Below are 21,287 nucleotides of genomic sequence, written 5' to 3' on the forward strand. Positions count from 1 at the left end.
CTTTCTTGCGACTATTTTTCTTAAGACTATGCATATCTCTCGCCTGCTTCCACTTTGTAGCGCTTTACTTCTCACGCTCATATCGTCCCACATTTACGCAGCGGCAATCTATCCGATTAATGATGCCTCAATACTGGCGGGATCAAAATTTGATATCAAAGTTGAGCTCAATGGCGTTATCAATCAAGATGAGCTTCAGATTCAAATAAATGGCGCTCCGGTCACTAAGTTTGTTAACGCGAAGCCCGAGTTTATTGCTAATGAGAATGGCAAAGGTAGTTCTATTATTTTTCGCGATGTTCAGATTGCTAAGCCTGGAAAATATAGCATGACAGCTAGTTCGCCCCAGGAGCGCTTACAAGTGAGCTGGGATGTTTATGCAAGTGGCCCAAGAAGGGTGAAGAATGTCATTCTCTTTATCGGTGATGGTATGACTATTGCCAACCGTACAGCAGCCCGCGTTTTATCCAAAGGTATTACAGAGGGCAAATATCAGGGCAAGCTTTCGTTTGACGATATGCCCAATATTGCCTTGATCGGTACCTCTGGCTCTGACTCACTTATTACCGATTCAGCTAACTCAATGAGCGCCTACACCACGGGCCATAAGACAGCCGTTAATGCGATGGGCGTGTATGTTTCGCGCGCTACTGATAATTTATCTCACCCTAAGGTAGAGACGATTGCTGAGTTAATTAAGCGCAATACTAAGATGTCAGTCGGAATTGTGTCTGATGCGGAGTTAGAAGATGCTACTCCTGCTGCAGTGGTTTCGCATACTCGCCGTCGTGCAGATAAGCAGTACATCGCAGATCAATTATTGGTCAGTGGTGCAGAAGTCATTTTAGGCGGTGGTTCAGCCTATTTTTACCCACAATCTACCAAGACTTCTAAGCGTAAAGACGATAAAAATCTAGTTGAGGCATTTAAGTCTGACGGCTATCAAACGGTCTTTACAAAGCAGGAGCTTTTAAAAGCTTCTGAAGATAAAAGTACTAAAAAATTATTTGGGGTTTTTCATCCTGACAATATGGATGGCTCCCTTGATCGTTTATTTCTGAAGAAAAATACAGTTGCAGAATTTCCTAATCAACCAGACTTGACTGAAATGACTCAGTCGGCCATAAATGTCTTGTCTAAAAACCCCAATGGCTTTTTCTTGATGGTCGAGGCAGCCCTGATTGATAAATTCAATCATCCCTTGGATTGGGAGAGGGCAGCTTTCGATACCATCATGCTGAGCAATGCGGTACAGATTGCTAAAGATTTTGCCAAAACACACCCGGATACCCTGATCATTGTGACTCCAGATCATACTCATAGCGGGTCAATTGCCGGTGTGGTGAATGATGCAAAGGCAGGACCTCTGAGAGAAAAGGTTGGCACCTATGCTGATGCTGGCTATCCAAATTATCCTAAGGCCAATGTAGAGGGTTATCCAAATCAGATGGATGTTTCAAAACGTTTGGCTTTCTTCTACGGGGCTTATCCTGACCACTATGAAACCATGCACCCTAAATTAGACGGCACCTTTGTACCAGCCATTAAAGGCGAGGGCGGTAATTTTGTTGCTAATTCTAAGTATCTCCAGCAGCAAGAGGATGCAATTCACGTAGGTGGCAATTTGCCCTCCCAACAAGATACAGGAGTTCACACTGCAGATGATGCCGTACTCAGCGCGATTGGTCCTGGCTCTGAAAAATTCCATGGGTTTATGGATAACACAGAGGTATTCAAGGTGATGGTAGAGTCCTTGGGTTTAGGTAGGCAGTAACCAAAAAATGGCGGCTATAAATTTAATTGGTTTTATTATTATTGGTGACTAGGTGTTTGCCTTATTTCTGAAATATTATTAGTTCAAAATCAACATGTGCCAAATACCATATTGAACTCTGTTATTACATGCCCTCATTGCAAGGCTGCCGAGCTAATTGAGATCCCCGAAGGCTCTTCTCAGCAGTTTTATCGTTGCCCTTCATGTAGTGGAATTTTGAAGACTAGATCTGAGGATTGCTGCATTTTTTGTAGTTATGGGAGCGTAGGCTGCTCCAGCTCAGAACAAAATTTAGCCGCCTGACCCTTTCCCCGTTAGACTAGACTGTAATTTCATGAATATGTCATGCTTATTACATAAAATAGTCATATTTAACTAAGCGTATTTTTCTACGGGGAATATTTTGGTAGCCAATCCAGTCGACTTTCGGACTAATGATGCAGATTTGGTAGCCGCTGTAGATTTGGGTTCCAACAGCTTTCGCATGTTGGTAGCCCAGGTAGTTAATACACCTTCAGGAACGCAAATACGCCCAATTGATACGTTGCGAGAATCCGTTCGCATCGCCGCAGGTCTCACAGAAAATAAATTGCTTGGTAACGATGCCTACCAACGAGGATTAACGGCTATACGCCGCTTCGGTGAACGTATCCGTGGTTTTGACCCTTCTCGAGTTCGTGCAGTGGCTACCAATACGCTGCGTGTAGCAAAAAATGCCCCGCAGTTTGTTAAAGATGCCGAAGAGGCTTTGGGTTTTCCGATTGAGGTCATTGCAGGGGTAGAAGAAGCTCGTCTCATTTATATCGGCGCAGCCCATGAAGTGCCAGCTGTTCATGGTAACCGTTTGGTGGTAGATATTGGTGGCGGCTCTACTGAACTGATTATTGGTAAGAGTTACGAGCCTAGGCTGATGGAGAGTCTTTATATCGGCTGTGTATCTCATAGCATGCGCTTCTTTCCGAAGGGCAATATTGATGCTCACGCTTTCAAAGAGGCAGAATTGGCGGCTCGTCGAGAAATTCAAGTGATCTCTGGGGCTTATCTCAAAAGTGGCTGGAAGCAGGTCATTGGGTCTTCCGGCACAGCGAGAGCACTCTCAGAACTGATAGCTGATAACCATCTTGATACTGGCGAAGGCGCAAATAGAGCGCACGGATTAATCACCCGAGATGGCTTGCGGGCCATGAAAAAACACCTGCTTAAATACGAGCATGTCAGTCAGGTGGATTTGATCGGCCTAAAGGATGATCGGAGAGCTGTCTGGCCTGGTGGATTAGCCATCATGATTGCTGTTTTCGATGAACTTGGCATTGAATCTATGGAAGTCACGGATGCCGCTTTGCGAATTGGCGTCTTATATGACTTACTGGGTAGATCTCAACACCATGACATGCGCTATGTCACGGTTGAACAGTTTATGCAGCGCTATGATGTAGATCGTGAGCAGGCGCACAGAGTTGGTAAGCTCGCCGCTGAGTTTTTAGCGCAGTTACCCAAATCTGAATTCGAGAGCCGCGCCGATAATATTGCTCTATTGCAGTGGGCGGCAAACTTGCATGAAATTGGTTTATCAATTTCTCATAATGGCTATCACAAACATTCTGCTTATATAGCTGGCAATGCTGATATGCCGGGTTTTTCAAAAAATGATCAAGCACGTTTAGCGGCGTTGCTCATAGGACATGCTGGCAAACTAGGAAAGTTAGCGAACAATGCCAGTTTTCATGATTGGCGAATGTTGTTTTGTTTGCGACTAGCTCAAGTCTTATGCCGCGGCAGAAGCGATGGCAACCTTCCTAAGGTAAAAATCTCTGAGAATGCTGGATCGTATGCGGTAAGCCTACCAAAAGATTGGACTAACGAGCATCCATTAACAGAATTTAGCTTGCAAAAAGAAGCGACCGAATGGGAACGCATCGGTCGCTCTTATAAAGTGGGCTTGAAATAAGCCCTTTCTTTATTGCCCTAAGAAGTGCTTCGCGTAGCGCGGGTTTATATCAGACAAGCGCATCATGGTTAATAAATCAGCAGTATTGAAATCAGGATCCCAGGCGGGTGCACTGCAAATCTTGGCGCCTAGCTTGAGGTAGCCCTTAATGAGTGGGGGAGGCTCTACCTCTAGACCGCCATTGAGTTTGTCCAGTGGTAGAGGCAGTTTTGGAAACGCATGGTTCTCTACCGGCGCCATTTGATCGTTGCTTAGAGAGTTGTAGAGGCTGGCGGCAAAGTGACCGCCATCGCCCATTGGGATGCTTGCGCAGCCAAGCATGATTTCGTATCCGTGCTTTTGCATGTATTGCGCCAGGCCACTCCATAAGGCCATAATGACGGCGCCAGAGCGATAGTCAGCATGAACGCAAGATCTACCGAGCTCAACCATTTTTGGTCTAAGGTGATTTAGGCGAGTTAAATCAAATTCAGAATCAGAGTAGAGGCGACCAATTTCTTGTGCTTTGTGCGGAGGTAAAACGCGATAGGTCCCAACAACCTTTAAAGTTTCTTGATCACGAATGAGTAGGTGATCACAGTAGGCATCAAACTCATCTACATCTAGACCTTCAGAGCTGGCAGCTAAATTAGCACCCATTTCTTCGGCAAATACCTTGTAGCGTAAGCGCTGTGCTTCTTTAATTTCACTGGAATTACTAGCCCAGGTAATTTGTAAGCCTGGTTTTTTGGCTTTGACAATCGCAACGGTTGGTACAACTTCTTCAACTGAAATAAGTTGATTGCGAGTCTTAGTGGCAAACTTTTTGCCGAATAGTTTCTTTGCCAGTTTTTTAGGCAAGAGCTTCTTGAAGGGGCTTAATTTACTTTTCTTCGGCTTGCCTTTTAAGCGCGGGCCAAACATATCAAGAGCGGCAAATGGATTTGGAATGTCGGACATGGTTAACCTTATTTATCTTTTAAAGATCGTAATTAGCATTTATTACAAATTGATTACAAGTGGAATACAAACCGTAAGCCACAACAAGGTGGCAATGAGTAGGGCCAACATCACTGCAGCTGAACCAAAATCCTTGGCCCTCTTGGACAAGTCATGGTGTTCAAATGAGATTCGATCAATGGCCGCTTCAACGCTGGAATTCAATAGTTCAACAACTAGAATCAGAATGAGTGACGAAGCCAGAATGGCCTTCTCTAAATGACTAATTGGCAAGAGAAGGGCGGTAGGCATAAGTAATACTAGAAGACTAAGTTCTTGCCTAAATGCACTTTCCTCTTTAAATGCATAAACGATGCCGCACCAAGAGTTTTTGGCTGCATGCCAAGCGCGAGTGAGGCCACGATTTCCTTTATGTGGGTTATCGTTAATGTTGTATGGGGCTGTCAAAGTATGTGCGCCTAAGCAAGTGCCGAAATGTGAAGTTCTGTCGAAGGAACTGGCTTGAGGTGATTGGCAAATTGCTCTGAGGCGGCTCGCCAGGAGAATTTCTCTGCATGTGCGCGGGCTACTTCGCGGGGAATCTTCAGGGCTTGGAGGCATGCCTCACGCAAATCCTCATTCATGGCGCCAGCAGGAGAATTTCCAAGAACATCAATTGGGCCGGTTACTGGATATGCAGCCACTGGCGTACCGCAAGCCAAGGCTTCAAGCAGCACAAGCCCAAAGGTATCGGTTTTGCTTGGAAATACAAATACATCTGCAGCAGCATAGACCTTGGCAAGTTCATGTTGTTGAAGAACGCCGAGGTAATTGACTTCTGGATATTTCTCTTTAATACCCGCCATTGCTGGTCCATCACCAACAACCCATTTGGAACCAGGCAAGTCTATTTCTAAGAAAGCATTAATATTTTTCTCAACTGCAACGCGTCCAACATATAAGAAAATTGGATGGGCAGTATTCAGCGCCTTGGATTCTTGCATTTTGAAGATATCTAGATCAACACCCCTAGACCAAAGGACAACATTGCTCAGACCGTATTTTTCAAGATCATCCTTCACAACAATTGTTGGGGCCATTACTGCCATAGATGGTCCATGGAACCACCGCAGGAATGCATAGGTCAGGCCGAGCGGTAAGCCAATTCTGGCTTTGACGTACTCTGGAAAACGGGTGTGATAAGCCGTAGAAAATGGCAATTTATTCCTGACTGCATAAGAGCGCGCAGAAAGCCCCAACGGACCTTCTGTTGCAATATGCATAGCATCTGGTGCAAATTCTTTGATTCTTCTAGAGACTTCTTTACCAGGAAAAAGCGACAGCGAAATATCGGGATAGGTCGGACACGGGATTGATTTAAATCCGTTGGGGGTGATCATTTCTACTTGGTGACCCATGCCAATCAGCTCTGCACAGGTTTGCTTTAAGGTTCGCACAACGCCATTCACTTGCGGATCCCATGCATCGGTGATGATCATAATTTTCATAGCGCAGCCTCTTGAATGAGTGCTTCAACAGCGGGTTGGAAGGTAATTTCAGGAGTTACTGTTACTGGCTCACCTTTGATTTGAGTCCAGTAAATGATTTTGAGTTCGCCCTGCATGGTTTCTACTAAAGCAGAAAGACTTTCCACCCAATCGCCATCATTGCAATAGAGCAGGCCATCAATTTCACGAATCTCAGCCTTATGGATATGCCCGCACACGACGCCATCACAGCCCTTTAGACGGGCTTCGCGAGCCATGATGTGTTCGAAGTCTGCAATATAACTCACTGCATTTTTTACTTGGTGTTTAAGGTATTGCGATAAAGACCAGTACTGCAAGCCCATCTTCATGCGGATCATGTTGAAGTAGCGGTTGATGTAAAGAATGAAGGTGTACAAGGTATCGCCAACGTAGGCCAGCCATTTGGCATATTGCATAACGCCATCAAACAAATCACCATGGGTTACCCAGAGTTTTCTGCCATCGAGGGTAGTGTGGATAACCTCTTCAACTACTTTGACATCACCAAACGACATGCCGAAGAATTGTCGTGCGCTCTCATCGTGGTTTCCAGGCACGTAAACCACTTCTGTACCCTTGCGCGCTTTGCGTAAAAGCTTTTGCACTACGTCATTATGAGCTTGCGGCCAGTAGAATGATTTTTTGAGTCGCCAGCCATCGATAATGTCGCCAACCAGGTAAAACTTATCAGCTTCATTATGTTTCAGGAAATCCAAGAGGTAGTTTGCCTGACACCCTGAAGTTCCTAGGTGTACGTCTGAAATCCAGATAGCTCTGTAATGCATCATGAGTAAGGATTAAGCCAGCCATCTATGTAATCCTCATGACAGTTTCAAGTCAGTTTTATGACTTGATTTATATTGTTAGAACTTTTATGAGCATTCAAACAATACCAGCAGAATCTAAAGCGCCGTTTTTTACGCAGTGCAGCGTGTGGCTACTTATTTTTCTCCATGTACTCCGTGGGGCATTGACCTTGTCTTTCCTTTTTCCTCTTATTAATGACCAGAAAAAACAGGAGCATATTCAAAGGTGGTCTCGAAGACTATTATCTATTTTTAATATTCAACTAAGAGTTAAGGGGGCGGAAATGCTGCCTCATACTACTTACTTATTGGCATCGAATCATATTTCTTGGCTTGATATCCATGTGATCAATGCTTTTCGACCGGTTCGATTCGTGGCCAAGTCTGAAGTAGCTAGCTGGCCGGTATTTGGCTGGATGGCCAAACAACTACGAACAGTTTTTATCCGTAGGGATAGCGCCCGACATGCACGCCACGTAGTGGGCCAAGTTGCGGACGTGTTGAAGACGGAGTCTATTTGTATATTTCCGGAAGGAACCTCTACGTTAGGGGATGAGGTTCTCGCTTTCAAGCCTAATTTATTTGAGTCAGCTACAGTAGCTTTAGTCCCTGTGTACCCAATGGCAATTCAGTATCTGTCCTCAGCCACTGGAAAAAGAAGTTATTCCCCAGCGTTTATTGGCGAAATGGGCTTGCTTGAATCTATGGCAAATGTAGTTCAAAACCGCCATTTAATCGTCGAGCTGGCTATCTTGCCGCCTATGGCTATTCCCTCTAATGGAGTTATAGCCGATCGAAAGGATTTGGCTCAATATAGTCAAGAGGCTATCTCTAAAGCACTTCGTTCCCAGTAATGTAATAAAACTGTCATCACATTCGGGTAAAAATGGATAATCTATTTGTGAATGCAAAGATGACACAAAAACATAAAGAAATGGCCGAGTGGTATCGGCGTGCTCAAGAAGAGATTCTGGATAGCATGGATGAAGAGCTCGAAATGGAGTTGGACGACGATCGTCTTTCTCCTGATGGGGAGAGTGGTTCTTCAATACCTCGGCAACTTTATTTCAAAGAATTATTCCGTCTGCAAGGTGAATTAGTCAAACTGCAAGACTGGGTTGTTGAGAACAAATTAAAAGTAGCTGTTTTATTTGAAGGACGTGACTCTGCAGGTAAGGGTGGCGCAATCAAGCGTATTACTCAGCGCTTAAATCCTCGGGTATGTAAGGTGGTTGCATTGCCAGCCCCCAACGAGCGCGAAAAGACCCAATGGTATTTTCAAAGATACATTCAGCATCTGCCGGCCGGTGGAGAAATTGTGCTATTTGATCGTAGTTGGTATAACCGTGCCGGTGTTGAAAGGGTCATGGGCTTTTGTACTGATTACGAGTATGAGGAGTTCTTAAGAACAGTGCCAGATCTTGAGCGCATGATGATTAGCTCCGGAGTGATTTTAATTAAGTATTGGTTCTCCATTTCGGACGATGAGCAATACAACCGTTTCATGATGCGAATCCATGATCCATTGAAGCAGTGGAAGCTCAGTCCAATGGATTTGGAGGCTCGTCGTTTGTGGGAGGCGTACACCAAAGCCAAGGAGACCATGCTTGAGCGAACGCATATTCCTGAAGCGCCATGGTGGGTAGTCGCTGCCAATGATAAAAAGAAGGCGCGTCTCAATTGCATCACCCATTTGCTTGACCAGATCCCGTATAAGGAAATCGAGCACCTGGTTATTACATTGCCCGAACGAGTTCATAATCCAGACTATCTCCGAGGTCCGGTGCCTCCTCAGATGTACGTGCCTGAAGTGTATTAAGCAAGCTAAATCACTGCTAAAACGCACCCCTTAAGCCCACCATTAGACTTCTACCAGGTTGTGGCGCATAGAGTCTGACCGTTTCTGGTGTGGTGGCGTAGCGAATGGTTTGATTGAGTAAATTGCTGAGGCGTAAGTAACTTGTCCAAGAAATTGCATCTATTTTTTCTGTATAAGAAAGTCCTGCATTGAGCAGGTTATAACTTGGCGTTGGGCCTATTTCAAAACTGGCCAGGCGCGTTTGCTCAAATGCATGAATAAAGGTCGCACCCATTTGCCATCGGTTGATTTGGTGAGCCAGTTCGGCGCCCACTCGAGGTGCTGGCTGCAAGGGGAGATTGCCGCCGCTATTAAAAGTTCCCTGAGATATATCGCCAAAAAGACGACTACCAATCCCGCTTTGTTTCCAGTTATAAGTGAGTTCAAGCTCGGCGCCTTTGATTGTGGCATTGGCTTGTTGTGACACTACTACTGGAAAGTTTGTATAGTCTGTGCCACTCGCAACTGCACCAGTGTAATAACCGTAAATATAGTTACTGAATTGATTTTGATAAAGATTAGCTTTTCCTTGAAATATGCCGGATGTTTTTTGCAGATTAATTTCAAAGTTGTGTGAAGTTTCGGTGCTGAGCCCTGAGTTACCAATAATGTATGTCGCAGTTGAGTCGTGTGGGCCAAATGCATATAGCTCTGTTGCACTGGGAGCTCTTTGGGACACCGTGTAAGAGGCGCCCAGTCCATAGCCTTTCTGAAATTCCCAAATACTACCGCCCGAGTAAGACAGTAGGTTAAATTGGCGATTGCTGAGTGAGGGAGGATTGTAGCTAGCAGTTCCGCCCCAAATCACATCACCCTGGCCGGCATATACGCTCGCTTGATTTGGGTTTTGTGTGACATTGTTGTAGCGTAGCCCCACATTATTTTTAAAATTGCCAAAAGTCCCTTGCCCAACCCAAAATAGAGCATTGGAATTAGTTAGTGTTTGTGGAACGATGGCTGAGTTGCCGCTTGCAATATCAGTTGCTGTCAGTTTCGCAGTAGCGGACTGTAATCCCAAGCTACCTTTCCACCCCAGCCATTGCTGATGGTCTAAAACTGCCCGTAACTCACTGGCATTATTTTTCCAGTTTGTTTGTGCGATCCCGTTGCTATCGAATTCGTTATGTACGTATTGGCTATTGGAGATGCTGAACTTAAATGCAGTGATTCCCTCAAATGGATCACGCGATTCGCGCTGCAGATCATAGCGATTTTGTGACTGTTGAATAAATCCTCCGGCAGCTGTTGGCACGCCATAGTCATGATTAAGACGCTCCACAGATGCGCCCGTGTATCCAGAGTCGCCAATATAGGAAGCGCCAACACCGATATTATTTTGGTTATTAAATGAGAAGGGAAGTTTGCCGGAATAGGGGACATTTTGTGGGATCCCTGGGCTAATCGCCCAGTTCGCATTTGGGCCACCTTGTTCTGCATATCCTGGAATACGATAGTCATTGGCGTTACTCACTGCCGCATCCACGTGCATTGCAATTGATCCAAATGAATTATCAATTTCTGTGCTGACCGTCTTTCCTTGATTGACTGTTTCATAGCTGGTATTTAATGAGCCCGTAATCTCCCCAGATAAAGATGTCGGTATACGATCGTTAATCACATTAATGAGTCCGCCACTAGATCCTGAGCCATACATGAGTGCTGAGGCGCCACGTAAGACCTCAATTTGTCGTGTTGATGCCATTGGGTTAGCGGATGCATGATCTGCGGAGATACTTGAAACATCGCTTACAGCTAAACCATTTTGAACAATTTGTACTCTTGATCCTTCCAGCCCTCTAATCACTGGCCTTGATGCGCCAGCACCAAAGCCGGTAGTCGAGATCCCCATTTCATTTGAGAGGGTTGACCCCAAATTACTTCCCATCTTATTGAGCAACTCATCACCCGAGAGAATTTTGCTCGGACCTAGTGCGCTACCTTCTTGATTAGCATTCGATTCAATAACAAGATTGCTTTCTGCGCTCGATTGCCCATAGCAACTACCAGCACAAATGCCTATAAGCAATACCAATAAATATTTTATGAAAACTTTCAAACTTCACTCCTTAAGTTCTATTGAGTAAGACCAATAGAAAACACCACTTGACTGGGTGCCGGAACACCTCTGGGGCTTAACGAATGAAGTGAGGAGGAGCCTGAGATTGGTAGGGCGTAACTGTTGTTTGATAAACAGTTGCTGCAATTACGGTAGGCGTAAATTCTGTGTAAGTGGGCTGATTGCTTAAAGTCGGACCGTCTGGAGGTGCAAAACTCGCTAAAGTGAGAGCATCAAATAGATGGCAACTAGCGGAGCTATGGGTGACGACAGCATTCAGATCGCAACTTTGGCTAGAAGGACCTAAAGTTTTGGATGAGGTCGCTAGGCCGGCATGAGCAATACTATGAGCAAACCCAATCCAGTGAGTTCCAAGCATGCAAAGCAGCAGAAAGCCCACCACGAAAGCACTTCGTAGTGGCTGGCTTATTTTGCGATGAAAAATGGCTCTCATTGAGCTGGATCTTACAGGATTTGCCTTAAAAGGCCATTGCGGTGTAGAATATCGATTCCGTCGGAGTGTAGCGCAGCCTGGTAGCGCACCTGCTTTGGGAGCAGGGGGTCCAAGGTTCGAATCCTTGTACTCCGACCACTTTCTCTGTAACTCGTATCAATCAGTCCCAGTACATACATACTGCCTATAGCTCAGCTGGATAGAGCAACGCCCTTCTAAGGCGTAGGTCGCACGTTCGAATCGTGCTGGGCAGGCCACTTATCTACCATTTATTGTCATTCTAGGCTTGTTTCAGGCTGGTTAATTGTGCTCAATTGGCTCAATCATGGCCAGAGCTTGGCCGGTGTTAGAGAGTGACCTTAGGTCTAGCGTGGCGGATCCTGTGTGACTATTAGCGACTCTGCGACTTTAATGAAATTTAGGGGCTGAGCCTGTGGCGTCAGTTAGACAGGACACAGAGGTGTCCGGTTACGTGACGATCAGGTGGCTATTTTGGGGTGACTGGGTAAGGCGTAGGATGATCTTATTTGTCGTTGAGAAGCAAGTTAAGTGATCGCACATACTCAGCAGAATCAATCGACTTTTCATCCATGAATACGCTTTGTACAGTAAAGCCTGGTATGACTAAGCCAAATAGAGCTACGGATAACTGTTGAGTATTTTTATTCTTTTTCAGCTTGCCTTTTTTCATTAAGAGAATAATTTTTTGCTCTAAAGCGCCGCGTATTCTTTCAAAGTAAGTCTGCATAGTTTGCCGAATATCTAGGTCGACCATTGCTAATGACCAGACATGAAAGGCCATACCCTTACCTGGACCCTTTGTAATCTCCTCGGCAAAACTGGCTAACTCTTCAATAATCTCTAATAAACTCAAATCACGTTCATCAGATTTTTTGAGAATGGCCTCGATCCGATCGCAGAACCGACCCAAGTTTTGCGACGTAATGATTTGAACAATTTCTTCTTTGGCTTTGAAGTGGTGATACAAGTTTCCACGTGAACAGTCTGCGGCCACTTGAATATCCTTCATGGAGGTGCCAGCAAAGCCTTGTTTGGCAAAGCAGGCCCTGGCCGCCACCAAAATCTTTTCCCTGCCTTTAATAAGATTCTCCTCTTTAGCATTTAAAAGACGCTTCTTAAGCGTACTGCCTTGACCTGTTCTAGCAACAGGAGAATTGGATTTATGCAGGGGTTTTGATACTTTTTGCTTAATTACCATAGTCACTCTCTCTCAAAACCGACCGCTTGATTCAAATTTATTGCTTGTTTTTGAATTCTATATTAATTATAAAGTCCTCTATCCCTTGGGCTAATGTCCAAGTTCATTCTTCAGTAATTTGAAATGGAATATTTTTTATGGAAATCCCATTAAAGGATTTAGATCCTGTAGACATAACTAAATTTAAGGTATGTAATTTTTTGGTTAATGTTCTTAGCCAAATGTATGAGCAGTGGCAAAAGACGCCCTTGGGTTTCAAGTGGATCCCATCATCTACTTGTCTTTACGACCATGGATACCATATAAATGATTTTACTTTCGGCGAGCTCATTTGGAGTGAGTTTTTAACGCCTAATGGAATACTCCACAAAGAGCCATTTGGTTGCATTATTAAACATCATACATCTGCTAGTCAGTATTTAATTTTTCGCGGGAGCAAGAGCCTGCCAGATTTTGTTAAAGATCTCGAAATCAAGCTATTACCCTATCGGGCTCCAACACTAAACCCACCTAGTAACATTAATATCGGAAAAGGATGGTGGGGTATATATAACGGATTGCGCATTTCTTTGATTGAAAAACTAAGGAAAATTGAAACAGATATACCGCTAACCATCTCTGGACATAGCTTGGGTTCAGCGCTTGCAACCTTGGCGACCCCTGAAGCAATAGCACTCGGCTTTCAGGTAGAGCACTTTAACTCTGCCAGTCCAAAAGTAGGCGACTTTAATTTCAAGCACTACTACGACACCTTAAGAGTATTGAACTCTTCTACTGGGAGATTGCTTGATAGTTTTAGATTAGTTAATACTTCGGATTTTGTACCCGATTTTCCTTTCGGAAATACTGGCTACGAACATGTGGGCATTCGAATATTCTTTGAGGCTCGTTATGGCGATGAAGAGAAAAATCATGATCCATGCTGCTGCTATGGTTATGCTATTGATCATCCAGCTGATCCGGTTAATCCTAATTGTGGCTGGGCCTAATCATGATTAAAAGCGCAATTGGCTTTTTAGCTTTTGCATTATTAACATTGCTCATAGCGAGCGACCTGGCATTGGCCCAAAGTTGCACTGGACGCACCCTTGAAAACGTGTCAAATAGTTCAACGACAACATTGCAAGATAATCCAAATATACAATGTTTAGTTAATTCTGGCACCATATCTCCGCCACCTGGTGGATATGGAATGGAGACATCCTTAAATAATTTCAGCATGCAAAACCGTGGGTCAATCTACTTGACTGGAACGCCGGGTTCTGCAGGTTCTGCATTAACAACAAACGGAGGCAACAATCCGCCAACTACAAGTGGTTACATTTATAATTCTGGGACTATTATTGCTTCAGGTGTTGGTGACATATACGCTATTTGGCCTTACAGCGATACCGGAACAATTAACAGCATAGTGAACAGTGGTAGTATTCAAATGAATAATAACGGGGAAGGTATAAGTATATTTGTTTACTCAGGTAATACTGTTCAGGAGCTTACCAATAGTGGTTCAATTTCAATTTCATTTACTGCTGGTGGTTATGGCGCCATTACAAATATCGGTAACATCACCACATTAAATAATAGCGGTTCAATTGCTAGCACTGGGAGTGGTGATGGTATTGATAATTATTCAAGTATAGGGACTCTAAATAATACTGGGACAATTTCAACAACATCTGGATTTTACGGGGTGTTTAACAGCAGTACAATTTCTACCCTTAACAATTCCCAGGGCACGAGCAACACTGCTCTAACTTACAAAGGTGCATTGCCCTCGAACTACAATATCATTGTTCGCTCACCAAATTATTATGGGCAGTTGGCGATTACCAGCCCATCAGGCTCAACAACTTTTGGAATTTATTCTGGTGGCGTTACTGGTATCTCAGCTTCTACCTTAGCTAAAGGCACTTACAGCTCTGTCTTATCAGGCATTACCTCAAGCAACCTTACTGGCGCAACATCTGGAAATTACAACGGCTTTACTTGGGTATTGAGCAATTCATCCGGAACAATTTGGGATTTGATTGTCACGGGCGCTTCTACTGCTGATACTCAACAATCTTTAGTCAATACCGCTTCAGCACTACAAAATACATTTACGTTACAAAATACTGTTTTAGCTAATAGCTTTAGTTATGATTGCACGGTCTTTGGCGCTAACAATGTATGCGTATCTGCTGGTGGTCGCAATACCGCGGTCTCGGCTGCTAATGGCTTGAATAATACGAGCGCACTATTGATTGCCGCTTATCGTCCGCACCCGAACTATCGTATTGGTGCTTATGCAGATCAAAATTTATCTGTCAACAACGCAGGTTCTACAGTGCATCTAGGTAACAACACTCCACTCCTCGGTTTGTTCGGTACCTGGAATGAGCGCTTAGATGGCACGGGCACAGAACTGAAGGTATCAGCTGCGTATGGTCAAAAGAACGCAACAGTTACTCGTCAAGTAGTTGGTACATCTGAAGCTGGTAGTGGAGGCGCACCGATTAATAGTCAAGGCGCACAAGTGACTGCGAAATATGGCTTTGGCATTGTTGAGAATGTCATCGTTTCTCCATACATCGGGGTGCGGTACACCCAAAATAATATGAATGGCTATACCGAGGCAGCTTCGTCATCAGTAACAGCGCCGTTGACCTATTCAGCGATCAATACAAACGCTACTACTGCATTGGTTGGTGTGGGGACTTCATACAAGATTATTCCAGCGGCTACAGTATTTGCAAGTGCTGGTGTTGAGACTGATACCAATACTAATAATGGTACTTACTCAGCTACAGGTGTGAGTGGTCTGACGCCAATAAACTTCAATGCCAATCCAGTGAAGACAAGACCAACGGCTACTGTAGGTGCTTACTATGATGTTGAGAAGAATCAGAGGATTGGTATCACTGGCATTTATAGGCAAGAGCCATACCAAGCCGTTCAAACAACGACTGTGATGGCGACGTATACGGTTGGTTTGTAATAACGGTTCAGTTAGAAATGGCTTAAAAAAGAGACCTGTTAAGGCGAGTTTTTTGTTGGCCACGACAGTCGCTTATGGGTCGTTTTGAGCTAGCCATTAGCAAGTAGGGTGATGGACTGCTTTGCAGTCAACACCAGCCCATCGCAGCCCTGATCCCGTAACGTCAGGCGCAACCGACAGTAAATAATTCAGGTCGCCCAAACGCAAATCTGAAAACATAATTACAAGTGTCTTGTTAAGTGACGCTTGTAATGAATAATTTATCACTCTTATTTTCTACCGTTATCACTGATGATGAGACCATCAAACTCCTTGATGGCGCCGTCACCCTCTATAAAAGACCCACAAGTCACCAATGGCAATGCCGTTTCAAGCTCGCTACTGACGCTTGGCATTCCGCTAGCACTGGCTCAGATCAAGTAGCCGAAGCCACTACCCAAGCCATTGCCATCTATGAAACAGTCAAGGTCAAGCTAGCCAGTGATCTTGCCATTAAGACTCGGACCTTTCGGCAACTGGCCATGCAAGAGCTAGCTCTAGCCGCCAAGATAGTCCAATCCAATCCCAATAAACGTACCCATGTTGATTACATACACATCTACACCAAGTACTTGATCCCATTCTTTGGTAGCTACCAGATCAATGACATCACCCAAGAGCTAGTAGATGACTATGTGGCGTGGCGCATATCTAAGATGGGCAAGAATCCCAAGACCTATACCCAAAGGCGTCATGCGGGGCTTTATAAGCGGGTAATTGAAAGGGCTAGAGAGCAAGGCTTAATCCATCGAAATCGCACCATTCCCTTGTTGGAGGTCGCTGCCGATAGGGCAGAAATTAGGCCTGCATTTAATCAACAGGAGGTCAATTACTTACTGGAATACATGCAAGACTGGGAGCGTTTTGGCCGCAATCAATGCAGTAATCATATGCGTAGACTTTGCAGAGTTTATGTGGAATTCTTGTTGGGAACTGGTATAAGGCAGGGAACGGAGAGTATGCCAATTCGCTGGAAAGCCTTGCAGTGGCACTGGATTGGGGAGCAGCGTTACCTAAGAATTTGGGTATCAGGCAAAACGGGCCCTAGATACCTAATAGCAAGACATTTTGTGACTGAGGCTTTAGAGCGATTAATTGCTTGGCAGGCTTTACCTTATAAGAACCTAGATGCGGTGATTGAAGCTAAGCTAGATCGCAAGGTGTTTGTATTTCCTGAAGGGGATGCTCCGCATAGTCTGGATAGTGTCTTTGAGCGGCTCATGATCGAATCTAATTTATTAAAGGATGCTACTGGTAAGAATAGAACCTTGTATAGCCTGCGACATACCTACGCTACATTTAGATTGGCAGATGGTATTGATATTCACACATTGGCAAAACAAATGGGAACCAGCGTGGGGATGATTGAGCGTCATTATTCAAAATTAACACCAATGATGAGTGCGGAGAGATTGGCGGGGTAGAGATGGGTGAGGGGATGACCATTTGGTGTCGGTTTTACCCGACACCTAAAGTGGGTTACTTAGACCACTTGGCCTGGTCATACCACTTATTTAATGCGTTGGACATTTGTGCTCGCGCTTCAAGTCCATAGTCATCAAATATTTCCGCTACAGCTGATTCACTGGGTGATGCAATCTTTGAATCTTTCAAACTCATTTGCTTGGCTAATTCAGACGTAGTATCCATTTTATTTTTTCATTCACAAACTGAATTAATTGCGGAATTCATCTTAGCAGCGCCTTGTAAAAACAAATCAAGTTTACTTAATGAATCATTTCCAATTTGTAAAGAATCCACAATAAAGTCCCCATATTTCAAATCAAAAAATGAGTTTCGGGAGCAAGTATTTTCTACTCTGATAGCGTGGCTGATTATTCTTCCATGATTATTCCAGCATCCATGAATTTGAATACCACTACGCCTTATGTGAAAAAGATTTTCTATGTCTTTGAAGTTGTCTTTAAAGTGCCCCCATGCTTTATATATATTACAAAGGGAGTTAGGAAAAAAGGTTTTAATTTCTTTGGGCGTTGGAACCCAGCTTTCTTCATCGCAGGCAATAAAAATAAACTTCGCCGAATCAAAGTTTCCAAGTAAGCCATTCATATTTTTTCCTTTCTTAGCCGCAAGCTTTTAAAGTAATTAGATGGTTATCATGTTTTTCTCTTACCTCTTGGTTAACACTCATCACAATGTCGGAAAAAATACTTCGAGCTGAACCTCTGCCAGCTTGAACTACTTGATCAAGAACGGCATCAGGTGGTGCTGGTAAGCCAGCATTCTCATATACCCGACGCAAGATAGGCCGCCAGTCGTTAATAGGCGGAACATTCATATCAATCAAAATAGACCGATTCTGAATGCCTTTATCAATCTGATCCAAGTTATTACTAGTCATAATGAATATGACATCCTTTCGATTCATGATTGATTTGAAACCAGCTTGAGCGGCAGGGGTTAAAACATCTACCTCGTCCATAATCACATAATGAAGGCCGCTACTATTAAATGACATATAGCTGGTTCGATTCTGAATGGCTTGAGTTAATTGAGCGCCATTCTGACCTTGTGCGCAGGCAAAGTAATCTGAATTAGGATCTTCTGTATCAACGATTGATCCAGCGCTCATCGAAGTACTAGCTGGATTGATCTTGGCTGTTTCAATAAGTCCTGGCAGTAGGTTTGCTAAGGTAGTCTTGCCGGTCCCATAAAGACCGTAAAGTACGATCCCGCAAACACCATTCGCGGGAATGGGCAGGCTTAAATCAAGTATGGATTCAAGCTTAAATCGACTGTTGGGTTGTAGGGCAAAATCATCTAAGCACTGAGGTGCTTGTATGACGACAGATGGTGGTCTAGGGTTATGCATTGCAATCTCCTTTATGAAGTGGAAATGATTGCTGGATTTATCTTAGGGAGTAAATACCAGCAATCAGATAGCAAACAACAAGTTCAAGCGGCTTTAAGTTTTGCTTGGGCTGCTATACGCTCATCTTCAATCGCTTTTGTTTCATCTGCGAGTTTTTGAGCTCTTTCCTTCTCTGCGCCTACACTGGAGCAAGCTGCTAATGCTGACTTAACCGCCGTACCGCTTTGAACAACCCTGCGAATGGCAAAACTACCATCGTCCTCACGGGTTGCCAATAAGACAACGCCTTCTTCTAATTGCTCATTGGAAAATGAAGCATTAAGTGAGTCACTTTGGACTTTGGCTAATATTTCGCCTTCTAGTACTGTTCTACCTAATTCCACTTTTTGAGCAATCGACTTGCCTTTACCAGTGGAGGAGCGCCTTACTTCTTCTACGCCGCCATTCTCACGAAAGTATTTAGGTAGATCTAGAACGCTTACTCTCGCTGCCATTGCTGCTTTCATTGACGTGCTGTAAGCATTCACGCGACGGCGATCGACACCAAACACACATTTAACAATTTTAGTAATGAGGGGTGAACTATCACTAAATTTGTATTCATGGGTTTTGATGTAGTTTGCAAGTCCCTTTTTAAGACTTTTGGCAATGCTGTCCGAGCCTTGCATCGTATTGTTTAATGCATAGCAATGCTGCAAGATGCCATAAAGAACATCGTTGGCACTAGAAAGCTCATTACTTTCCCAGTTTTTACGATACTCAACCAGGCGATCGATAGAGTCGCCGATGGCTTTTTCTGGATTGCTACCTGTTAATAAATTGCCAATTCCTACTGCAAAAGGGTTGGCATTCGTTTTTTCAGCGTTAAGGGCGCTAACACCTGATTCGACTACAGTAGTTTCACTCATGGATTTTCTCCTGAAATGGTTAAAAATGTGATGGTGGATTCCATTCACGATCTGATTTCACCGCAGTACTTCTGTAGCGAATACATACAAAAGTTAGAATCAAAAAAAGTAGGTAAATTTAGGCTGGAGATATCCGCATGGGCGGAAAACTTTGTGCGGAGCAGCAAGATTGTCATCAGGAGATGGCGCGGCTTTTCTTTAACTTTTTACGCATAAGCCCTAGCTACACCGCCGCCAGTCAGTATGTAAGACCTAAACGATTACCTAAGAAAATGAGTCTTGATAATCGACAAGTCTTAGATTGTTACTCCAAGTACGGTTGTGTCTTAGATTGTCCATTTACGACTTGGTTTGAAGGACACAAACAGCTACCAATGTATTCTTGTCAGCCAGTGATTGAGGTCATTAGAGGCAGGGATAGATTGTTCGTATGTGATGACGATGTATTGCTAAAGCTTTGTGGCGATCAAGATCCTCCATCGATTACCCAACTGGTCAATGCCTTATCGCAAATTTGGCCAAATACGCAAATTAAGCAAATTCATGGTCAAGTGCTTAAAGGCGCTAAATTAAAGAATATGTGGAAGGATTTGCTCTTGATTTACACCATGGCCTTAAATCCCCATATTGAGCTCTGGCGGGCGGGGGCTATGGCAATGCTAGTAGATCGCTTTATTGGGAGGCTCGACCCATTAGCAGCAAAGCATAAAAGTGGAGATGATCATATGCGGCGCCATATGACATTAATGGTGATGAGGCATAAGGAAAGTGCTTTAAATATTTCAGAGCAGGCCGCACTTGGTGGGTTTCCGCAGCAAGAGTTGGGCAAAAGCTTTCAAACCCGCTTTAATTTTGAAGATGAAAATTTCGCTAGCCGATTATTTTCATTAGGTAATCACGAGTTTGACTGCGCAAGAGATCGAGTATCGCAATTGACTAGGCTTGCCTGTTAGAGTCGGTTTTACCCGACTGCTATTCATATTAGTTCTACAGCCTGTCTTTTTTGCTCATCGTTAACATCTATATATCTTTGGGTAACCGCAATCGACCGATGACCGGCGAGACTGGCTAAGATTCGAACGCCAATGCCTTTATTAGCCAAGGTAGTAATAAAAAATTTCCTTCCTGAATGGCTGCTGCCACCGCTAATGCCCACATTCTTATAAAGCTGATAAAACCACACGCATAAGCCATTAGCACTAAATCCCAAGCGGTGATCTGTATGAAAGAAGGGGATATCCGCTTCTTTAATATGTCTTGTTGTTAGGTAGTTGGCTAATTCTGTTTGTAAGCGTTGAGAGACAAAGACTGTCCTAGGATGTTTGCCTTTAGTTTGTGCAGCAGATAGGCGTATTTCATTTTTAATAGTGCCATCGAGATTTAATACATCACCCATTTTTAAGCTGGCAATTTCGGCAACGCGAAGTCCTCCGAGAAAGCTCGTCAAAATTAAAGCTCTATCGCGCAGGGCGTATTTTTTGGTGCTGACGTAATTAAGAACAAGATCTAGTTCTGCTTGAGATAGGGTTTTTGCTTGTGCCATTTAATGTTCCTTAGATAAATAAAAAGTGCGTATTTAGTATGTTTTCTAAGTCTCAAAAGGTCGACCGAAATTTGTGTGCTTGGTCATCAAAAAAATCTTCCAAGAATCAATGACTTACAAGGCGGGTTAAGAAAAGTACAATTTTCTTAACCTGTTCTTTATGCAGTATTTATAAAAGATCGCTTCTTTTCGTGGGATTTAGACAACAGCTAAACGGACTTAATCCAGCGATCCTCGACTAACACCTCAAGTTCGCGCTATACGCTGTTTTTAGTAATTCCAGCTACTCAGTAATGCTAAGCTGTTAGATCTTTGCGTATAGGGCTTTTTTGAGGTAAATTTTGTATAAATTTAAAGCGTCAATTAGTTCAAATCCACATTGGTTGCTATAAACACTGGCTTATTAACGCCAGTACTTTTACAAA

21 protein-coding genes and 2 tRNA genes are annotated in these 21,287 nt (G+C 43.8%); 11 read left to right on the forward strand and 12 right to left on the reverse strand.

Annotated elements, in window-relative coordinates; genetic code table 11:
* Positions 1 to 28 precede the first annotated feature (28 nt).
* The 3 genes from ICN46_RS08710 (at position 29) to ppx (ending at position 3,722) form a co-directional block, all read left to right on the forward strand.
* On the forward strand, positions 29 to 1,774 hold the full coding sequence (locus ICN46_RS08710) for an alkaline phosphatase (protein WP_216207462.1): 1,746 nt from the start codon (positions 29 to 31) through the stop codon (positions 1,772 to 1,774).
* Between the two features lie 96 nt (positions 1,775 to 1,870).
* A complete protein-coding gene (locus ICN46_RS12105; protein ID WP_370625513.1) occupies positions 1,871 to 2,077 on the forward strand; it encodes a GDCCVxC domain-containing (seleno)protein in 207 nt (68 codons plus the stop codon).
* A 100-nt stretch (positions 2,078 to 2,177) separates the two neighbouring features.
* A complete protein-coding gene (gene ppx / locus ICN46_RS08715) occupies positions 2,178 to 3,722 on the forward strand; it encodes an exopolyphosphatase (protein WP_216207464.1) in 1,545 nt (514 codons plus the stop codon).
* A 9-nt stretch (positions 3,723 to 3,731) separates the two neighbouring features.
* On the opposite strand, the gene ICN46_RS08720 is transcribed toward ppx, so the two are convergent.
* The 4 genes from ICN46_RS08720 to ICN46_RS08735 are packed head-to-tail and all read right to left on the reverse strand — an operon-like array spanning position 3,732 to position 6,957.
* Positions 3,732 to 4,661, reverse strand: coding sequence for a GNAT family N-acetyltransferase (locus ICN46_RS08720; RefSeq protein ID WP_216207467.1), 930 nt, complete (start codon positions 4,659 to 4,661; stop codon positions 3,732 to 3,734).
* Positions 4,662 to 4,703: 42 nt separating this feature from the next.
* Positions 4,704 to 5,108: a diacylglycerol kinase gene (locus ICN46_RS08725; protein WP_216207471.1), complete on the reverse strand. Its 405-nt coding sequence runs from the start codon at positions 5,106 to 5,108 to the stop codon at positions 4,704 to 4,706.
* Between the two features lie 11 nt (positions 5,109 to 5,119).
* Positions 5,120 to 6,148: a glycosyltransferase family 4 protein gene (locus ICN46_RS08730; RefSeq protein ID WP_216207474.1), complete on the reverse strand. Its 1,029-nt coding sequence runs from the start codon at positions 6,146 to 6,148 to the stop codon at positions 5,120 to 5,122.
* Positions 6,145 to 6,957, reverse strand: a complete 813-nt coding sequence (locus tag ICN46_RS08735; protein WP_370625514.1) for a UDP-2,3-diacylglucosamine diphosphatase — start codon at positions 6,955 to 6,957, stop codon at positions 6,145 to 6,147. Before ICN46_RS08735 ends, ICN46_RS08730 begins: the two co-directional genes overlap by 4 nt.
* An 86-nt stretch (positions 6,958 to 7,043) precedes the next feature.
* On the opposite strand from ICN46_RS08735, the gene ICN46_RS08740 reads away from it, so the two are divergent.
* Positions 7,044 to 7,829 carry a lysophospholipid acyltransferase family protein gene (locus ICN46_RS08740; protein WP_216207532.1) on the forward strand — a complete coding sequence of 262 codons (786 nt, stop codon included), beginning with the start codon at positions 7,044 to 7,046 and terminating at the stop codon, positions 7,827 to 7,829.
* 59 nt (positions 7,830 to 7,888) lie between these two features.
* Complete coding sequence (ppk2, locus tag ICN46_RS08745; RefSeq protein ID WP_216207533.1) at positions 7,889 to 8,794, forward strand: polyphosphate kinase 2; 906 nt, start codon at positions 7,889 to 7,891, stop codon at positions 8,792 to 8,794.
* A 16-nt stretch (positions 8,795 to 8,810) separates the two neighbouring features.
* On the opposite strand, the gene ICN46_RS08750 is transcribed toward ppk2, so the two are convergent.
* Entirely contained in the window at positions 8,811 to 10,889 is a 2,079-nt protein-coding gene (locus tag ICN46_RS08750) for a TonB-dependent receptor (protein WP_255538813.1), read from the reverse strand.
* A 76-nt stretch (positions 10,890 to 10,965) separates the two neighbouring features.
* A complete protein-coding gene (locus tag ICN46_RS08755) occupies positions 10,966 to 11,343 on the reverse strand; it encodes a hypothetical protein (protein WP_216207477.1) in 378 nt (125 codons plus the stop codon).
* Positions 11,344 to 11,404: 61 nt separating this feature from the next.
* Between ICN46_RS08755 and ICN46_RS08760 the strand changes: the two genes are divergently transcribed.
* A tRNA-Pro gene (locus ICN46_RS08760) sits at positions 11,405 to 11,481 on the forward strand.
* Positions 11,482 to 11,523: 42 nt separating this feature from the next.
* A tRNA-Arg gene (locus ICN46_RS08765) sits at positions 11,524 to 11,600 on the forward strand.
* A 266-nt stretch (positions 11,601 to 11,866) separates the two neighbouring features.
* Here ICN46_RS08765 and ICN46_RS08770 read toward each other — a convergent pair.
* On the reverse strand, positions 11,867 to 12,562 hold the full coding sequence (locus tag ICN46_RS08770) for a TetR/AcrR family transcriptional regulator (protein ID WP_216207480.1): 696 nt from the start codon (positions 12,560 to 12,562) through the stop codon (positions 11,867 to 11,869).
* 137 nt (positions 12,563 to 12,699) lie between these two features.
* Here ICN46_RS08770 and ICN46_RS08775 point away from each other — a divergent pair, with 137 nt between their 5' ends.
* From ICN46_RS08775 to ICN46_RS08785, 3 genes are all read left to right on the forward strand, one after another.
* Complete coding sequence (locus ICN46_RS08775; RefSeq protein WP_216207483.1) at positions 12,700 to 13,551, forward strand: lipase family protein; 852 nt, start codon at positions 12,700 to 12,702, stop codon at positions 13,549 to 13,551.
* A gap of 2 nt (positions 13,552 to 13,553) precedes the next feature.
* Positions 13,554 to 15,539 carry a beta strand repeat-containing protein gene (locus tag ICN46_RS08780; RefSeq protein WP_216207486.1) on the forward strand — a complete coding sequence of 662 codons (1,986 nt, stop codon included), beginning with the start codon at positions 13,554 to 13,556 and terminating at the stop codon, positions 15,537 to 15,539.
* A 251-nt stretch (positions 15,540 to 15,790) separates the two neighbouring features.
* On the forward strand, positions 15,791 to 17,002 hold the full coding sequence (locus ICN46_RS08785) for a tyrosine-type recombinase/integrase (protein WP_216207489.1): 1,212 nt from the start codon (positions 15,791 to 15,793) through the stop codon (positions 17,000 to 17,002).
* Between the two features lie 55 nt (positions 17,003 to 17,057).
* Here the strand turns inward: ICN46_RS08785 and ICN46_RS08790 are convergent, their stop codons facing one another.
* The 4 genes from ICN46_RS08790 to ICN46_RS08805 all read right to left on the reverse strand — a co-directional run bounded on the left by ICN46_RS08790 (position 17,058) and on the right by ICN46_RS08805 (position 19,319).
* The gene (locus ICN46_RS08790) at positions 17,058 to 17,228 is read right to left on the reverse strand and encodes a hypothetical protein (RefSeq protein ID WP_216207492.1); all 171 of its coding nucleotides are present in this window, start codon (positions 17,226 to 17,228) and stop codon (positions 17,058 to 17,060) included.
* Positions 17,229 to 17,237: 9 nt separating this feature from the next.
* Positions 17,238 to 17,648, reverse strand: coding sequence for a hypothetical protein (locus tag ICN46_RS08795; protein WP_216207495.1), 411 nt, complete (start codon positions 17,646 to 17,648; stop codon positions 17,238 to 17,240).
* 13 nt (positions 17,649 to 17,661) lie between these two features.
* Complete coding sequence (locus ICN46_RS08800; protein WP_216207497.1) at positions 17,662 to 18,411, reverse strand: ATP-binding protein; 750 nt, start codon at positions 18,409 to 18,411, stop codon at positions 17,662 to 17,664.
* An 83-nt stretch (positions 18,412 to 18,494) separates the two neighbouring features.
* Complete coding sequence (locus tag ICN46_RS08805) at positions 18,495 to 19,319, reverse strand: hypothetical protein (protein ID WP_216207501.1); 825 nt, start codon at positions 19,317 to 19,319, stop codon at positions 18,495 to 18,497.
* Positions 19,320 to 19,456: 137 nt separating this feature from the next.
* On the opposite strand from ICN46_RS08805, the gene ICN46_RS08810 reads away from it, so the two are divergent.
* Entirely contained in the window at positions 19,457 to 20,272 is an 816-nt protein-coding gene (locus ICN46_RS08810; protein ID WP_216207504.1) for a hypothetical protein, read from the forward strand.
* A 23-nt stretch (positions 20,273 to 20,295) separates the two neighbouring features.
* Here ICN46_RS08810 and ICN46_RS08815 read toward each other — a convergent pair whose 3' ends face one another.
* Entirely contained in the window at positions 20,296 to 20,862 is a 567-nt protein-coding gene (locus ICN46_RS08815) for a tyrosine-type recombinase/integrase (RefSeq protein WP_216207507.1), read from the reverse strand.
* Positions 20,863 to 21,287 lie beyond the last annotated feature (425 nt).

Source organism: Polynucleobacter sp. Latsch14-2 (assembly GCF_018881925.1).
Lineage (GTDB): Bacteria > Pseudomonadota > Gammaproteobacteria > Burkholderiales > Burkholderiaceae > Polynucleobacter.

Bases quoted from the DNA above. Each gene is read 5' to 3' on its own strand.
- ICN46_RS08810 (WP_216207504.1), top strand. From the start codon at position 19,457: ATGGGCGGAAAACTTTGTGCGGAGCAGCAAGATTGTCATCAGGAGATG.
- ICN46_RS08710 (WP_216207462.1), top strand. From the start codon at position 29: ATGCATATCTCTCGCCTGCTTCCACTTTGTAGCGCTTTACTTCTCACG.
- ICN46_RS08800 (WP_216207497.1), bottom strand. From the start codon at position 18,411: ATGCATAACCCTAGACCACCATCTGTCGTCATACAAGCACCTCAGTGC.
- ICN46_RS08730 (WP_216207474.1), bottom strand. From the start codon at position 6,148: ATGAAAATTATGATCATCACCGATGCATGGGATCCGCAAGTGAATGGC.
- ICN46_RS08805 (WP_216207501.1), bottom strand. From the start codon at position 19,319: ATGAGTGAAACTACTGTAGTCGAATCAGGTGTTAGCGCCCTTAACGCT.
- ICN46_RS08740 (WP_216207532.1), top strand. From the start codon at position 7,044: ATGAGCATTCAAACAATACCAGCAGAATCTAAAGCGCCGTTTTTTACG.
- ICN46_RS08790 (WP_216207492.1), bottom strand. From the start codon at position 17,228: ATGGATACTACGTCTGAATTAGCCAAGCAAATGAGTTTGAAAGATTCA.
- ICN46_RS08785 (WP_216207489.1), top strand. From the start codon at position 15,791: ATGAATAATTTATCACTCTTATTTTCTACCGTTATCACTGATGATGAG.
- ICN46_RS08770 (WP_216207480.1), bottom strand. From the start codon at position 12,562: ATGGTAATTAAGCAAAAAGTATCAAAACCCCTGCATAAATCCAATTCT.
- ICN46_RS08720 (WP_216207467.1), bottom strand. From the start codon at position 4,661: ATGTCCGACATTCCAAATCCATTTGCCGCTCTTGATATGTTTGGCCCG.
- ICN46_RS08755 (WP_216207477.1), bottom strand. From the start codon at position 11,343: ATGAGAGCCATTTTTCATCGCAAAATAAGCCAGCCACTACGAAGTGCT.
- ICN46_RS08815 (WP_216207507.1), bottom strand. From the start codon at position 20,862: ATGGCACAAGCAAAAACCCTATCTCAAGCAGAACTAGATCTTGTTCTT.
- ICN46_RS08735 (WP_370625514.1), bottom strand. From the start codon at position 6,957: ATGATGCATTACAGAGCTATCTGGATTTCAGACGTACACCTAGGAACT.
- ICN46_RS08775 (WP_216207483.1), top strand. From the start codon at position 12,700: ATGGAAATCCCATTAAAGGATTTAGATCCTGTAGACATAACTAAATTT.
- ICN46_RS08780 (WP_216207486.1), top strand. From the start codon at position 13,554: ATGATTAAAAGCGCAATTGGCTTTTTAGCTTTTGCATTATTAACATTG.
- ICN46_RS08795 (WP_216207495.1), bottom strand. From the start codon at position 17,648: ATGAATGGCTTACTTGGAAACTTTGATTCGGCGAAGTTTATTTTTATT.
- ppk2 (WP_216207533.1), top strand. From the start codon at position 7,889: ATGACACAAAAACATAAAGAAATGGCCGAGTGGTATCGGCGTGCTCAA.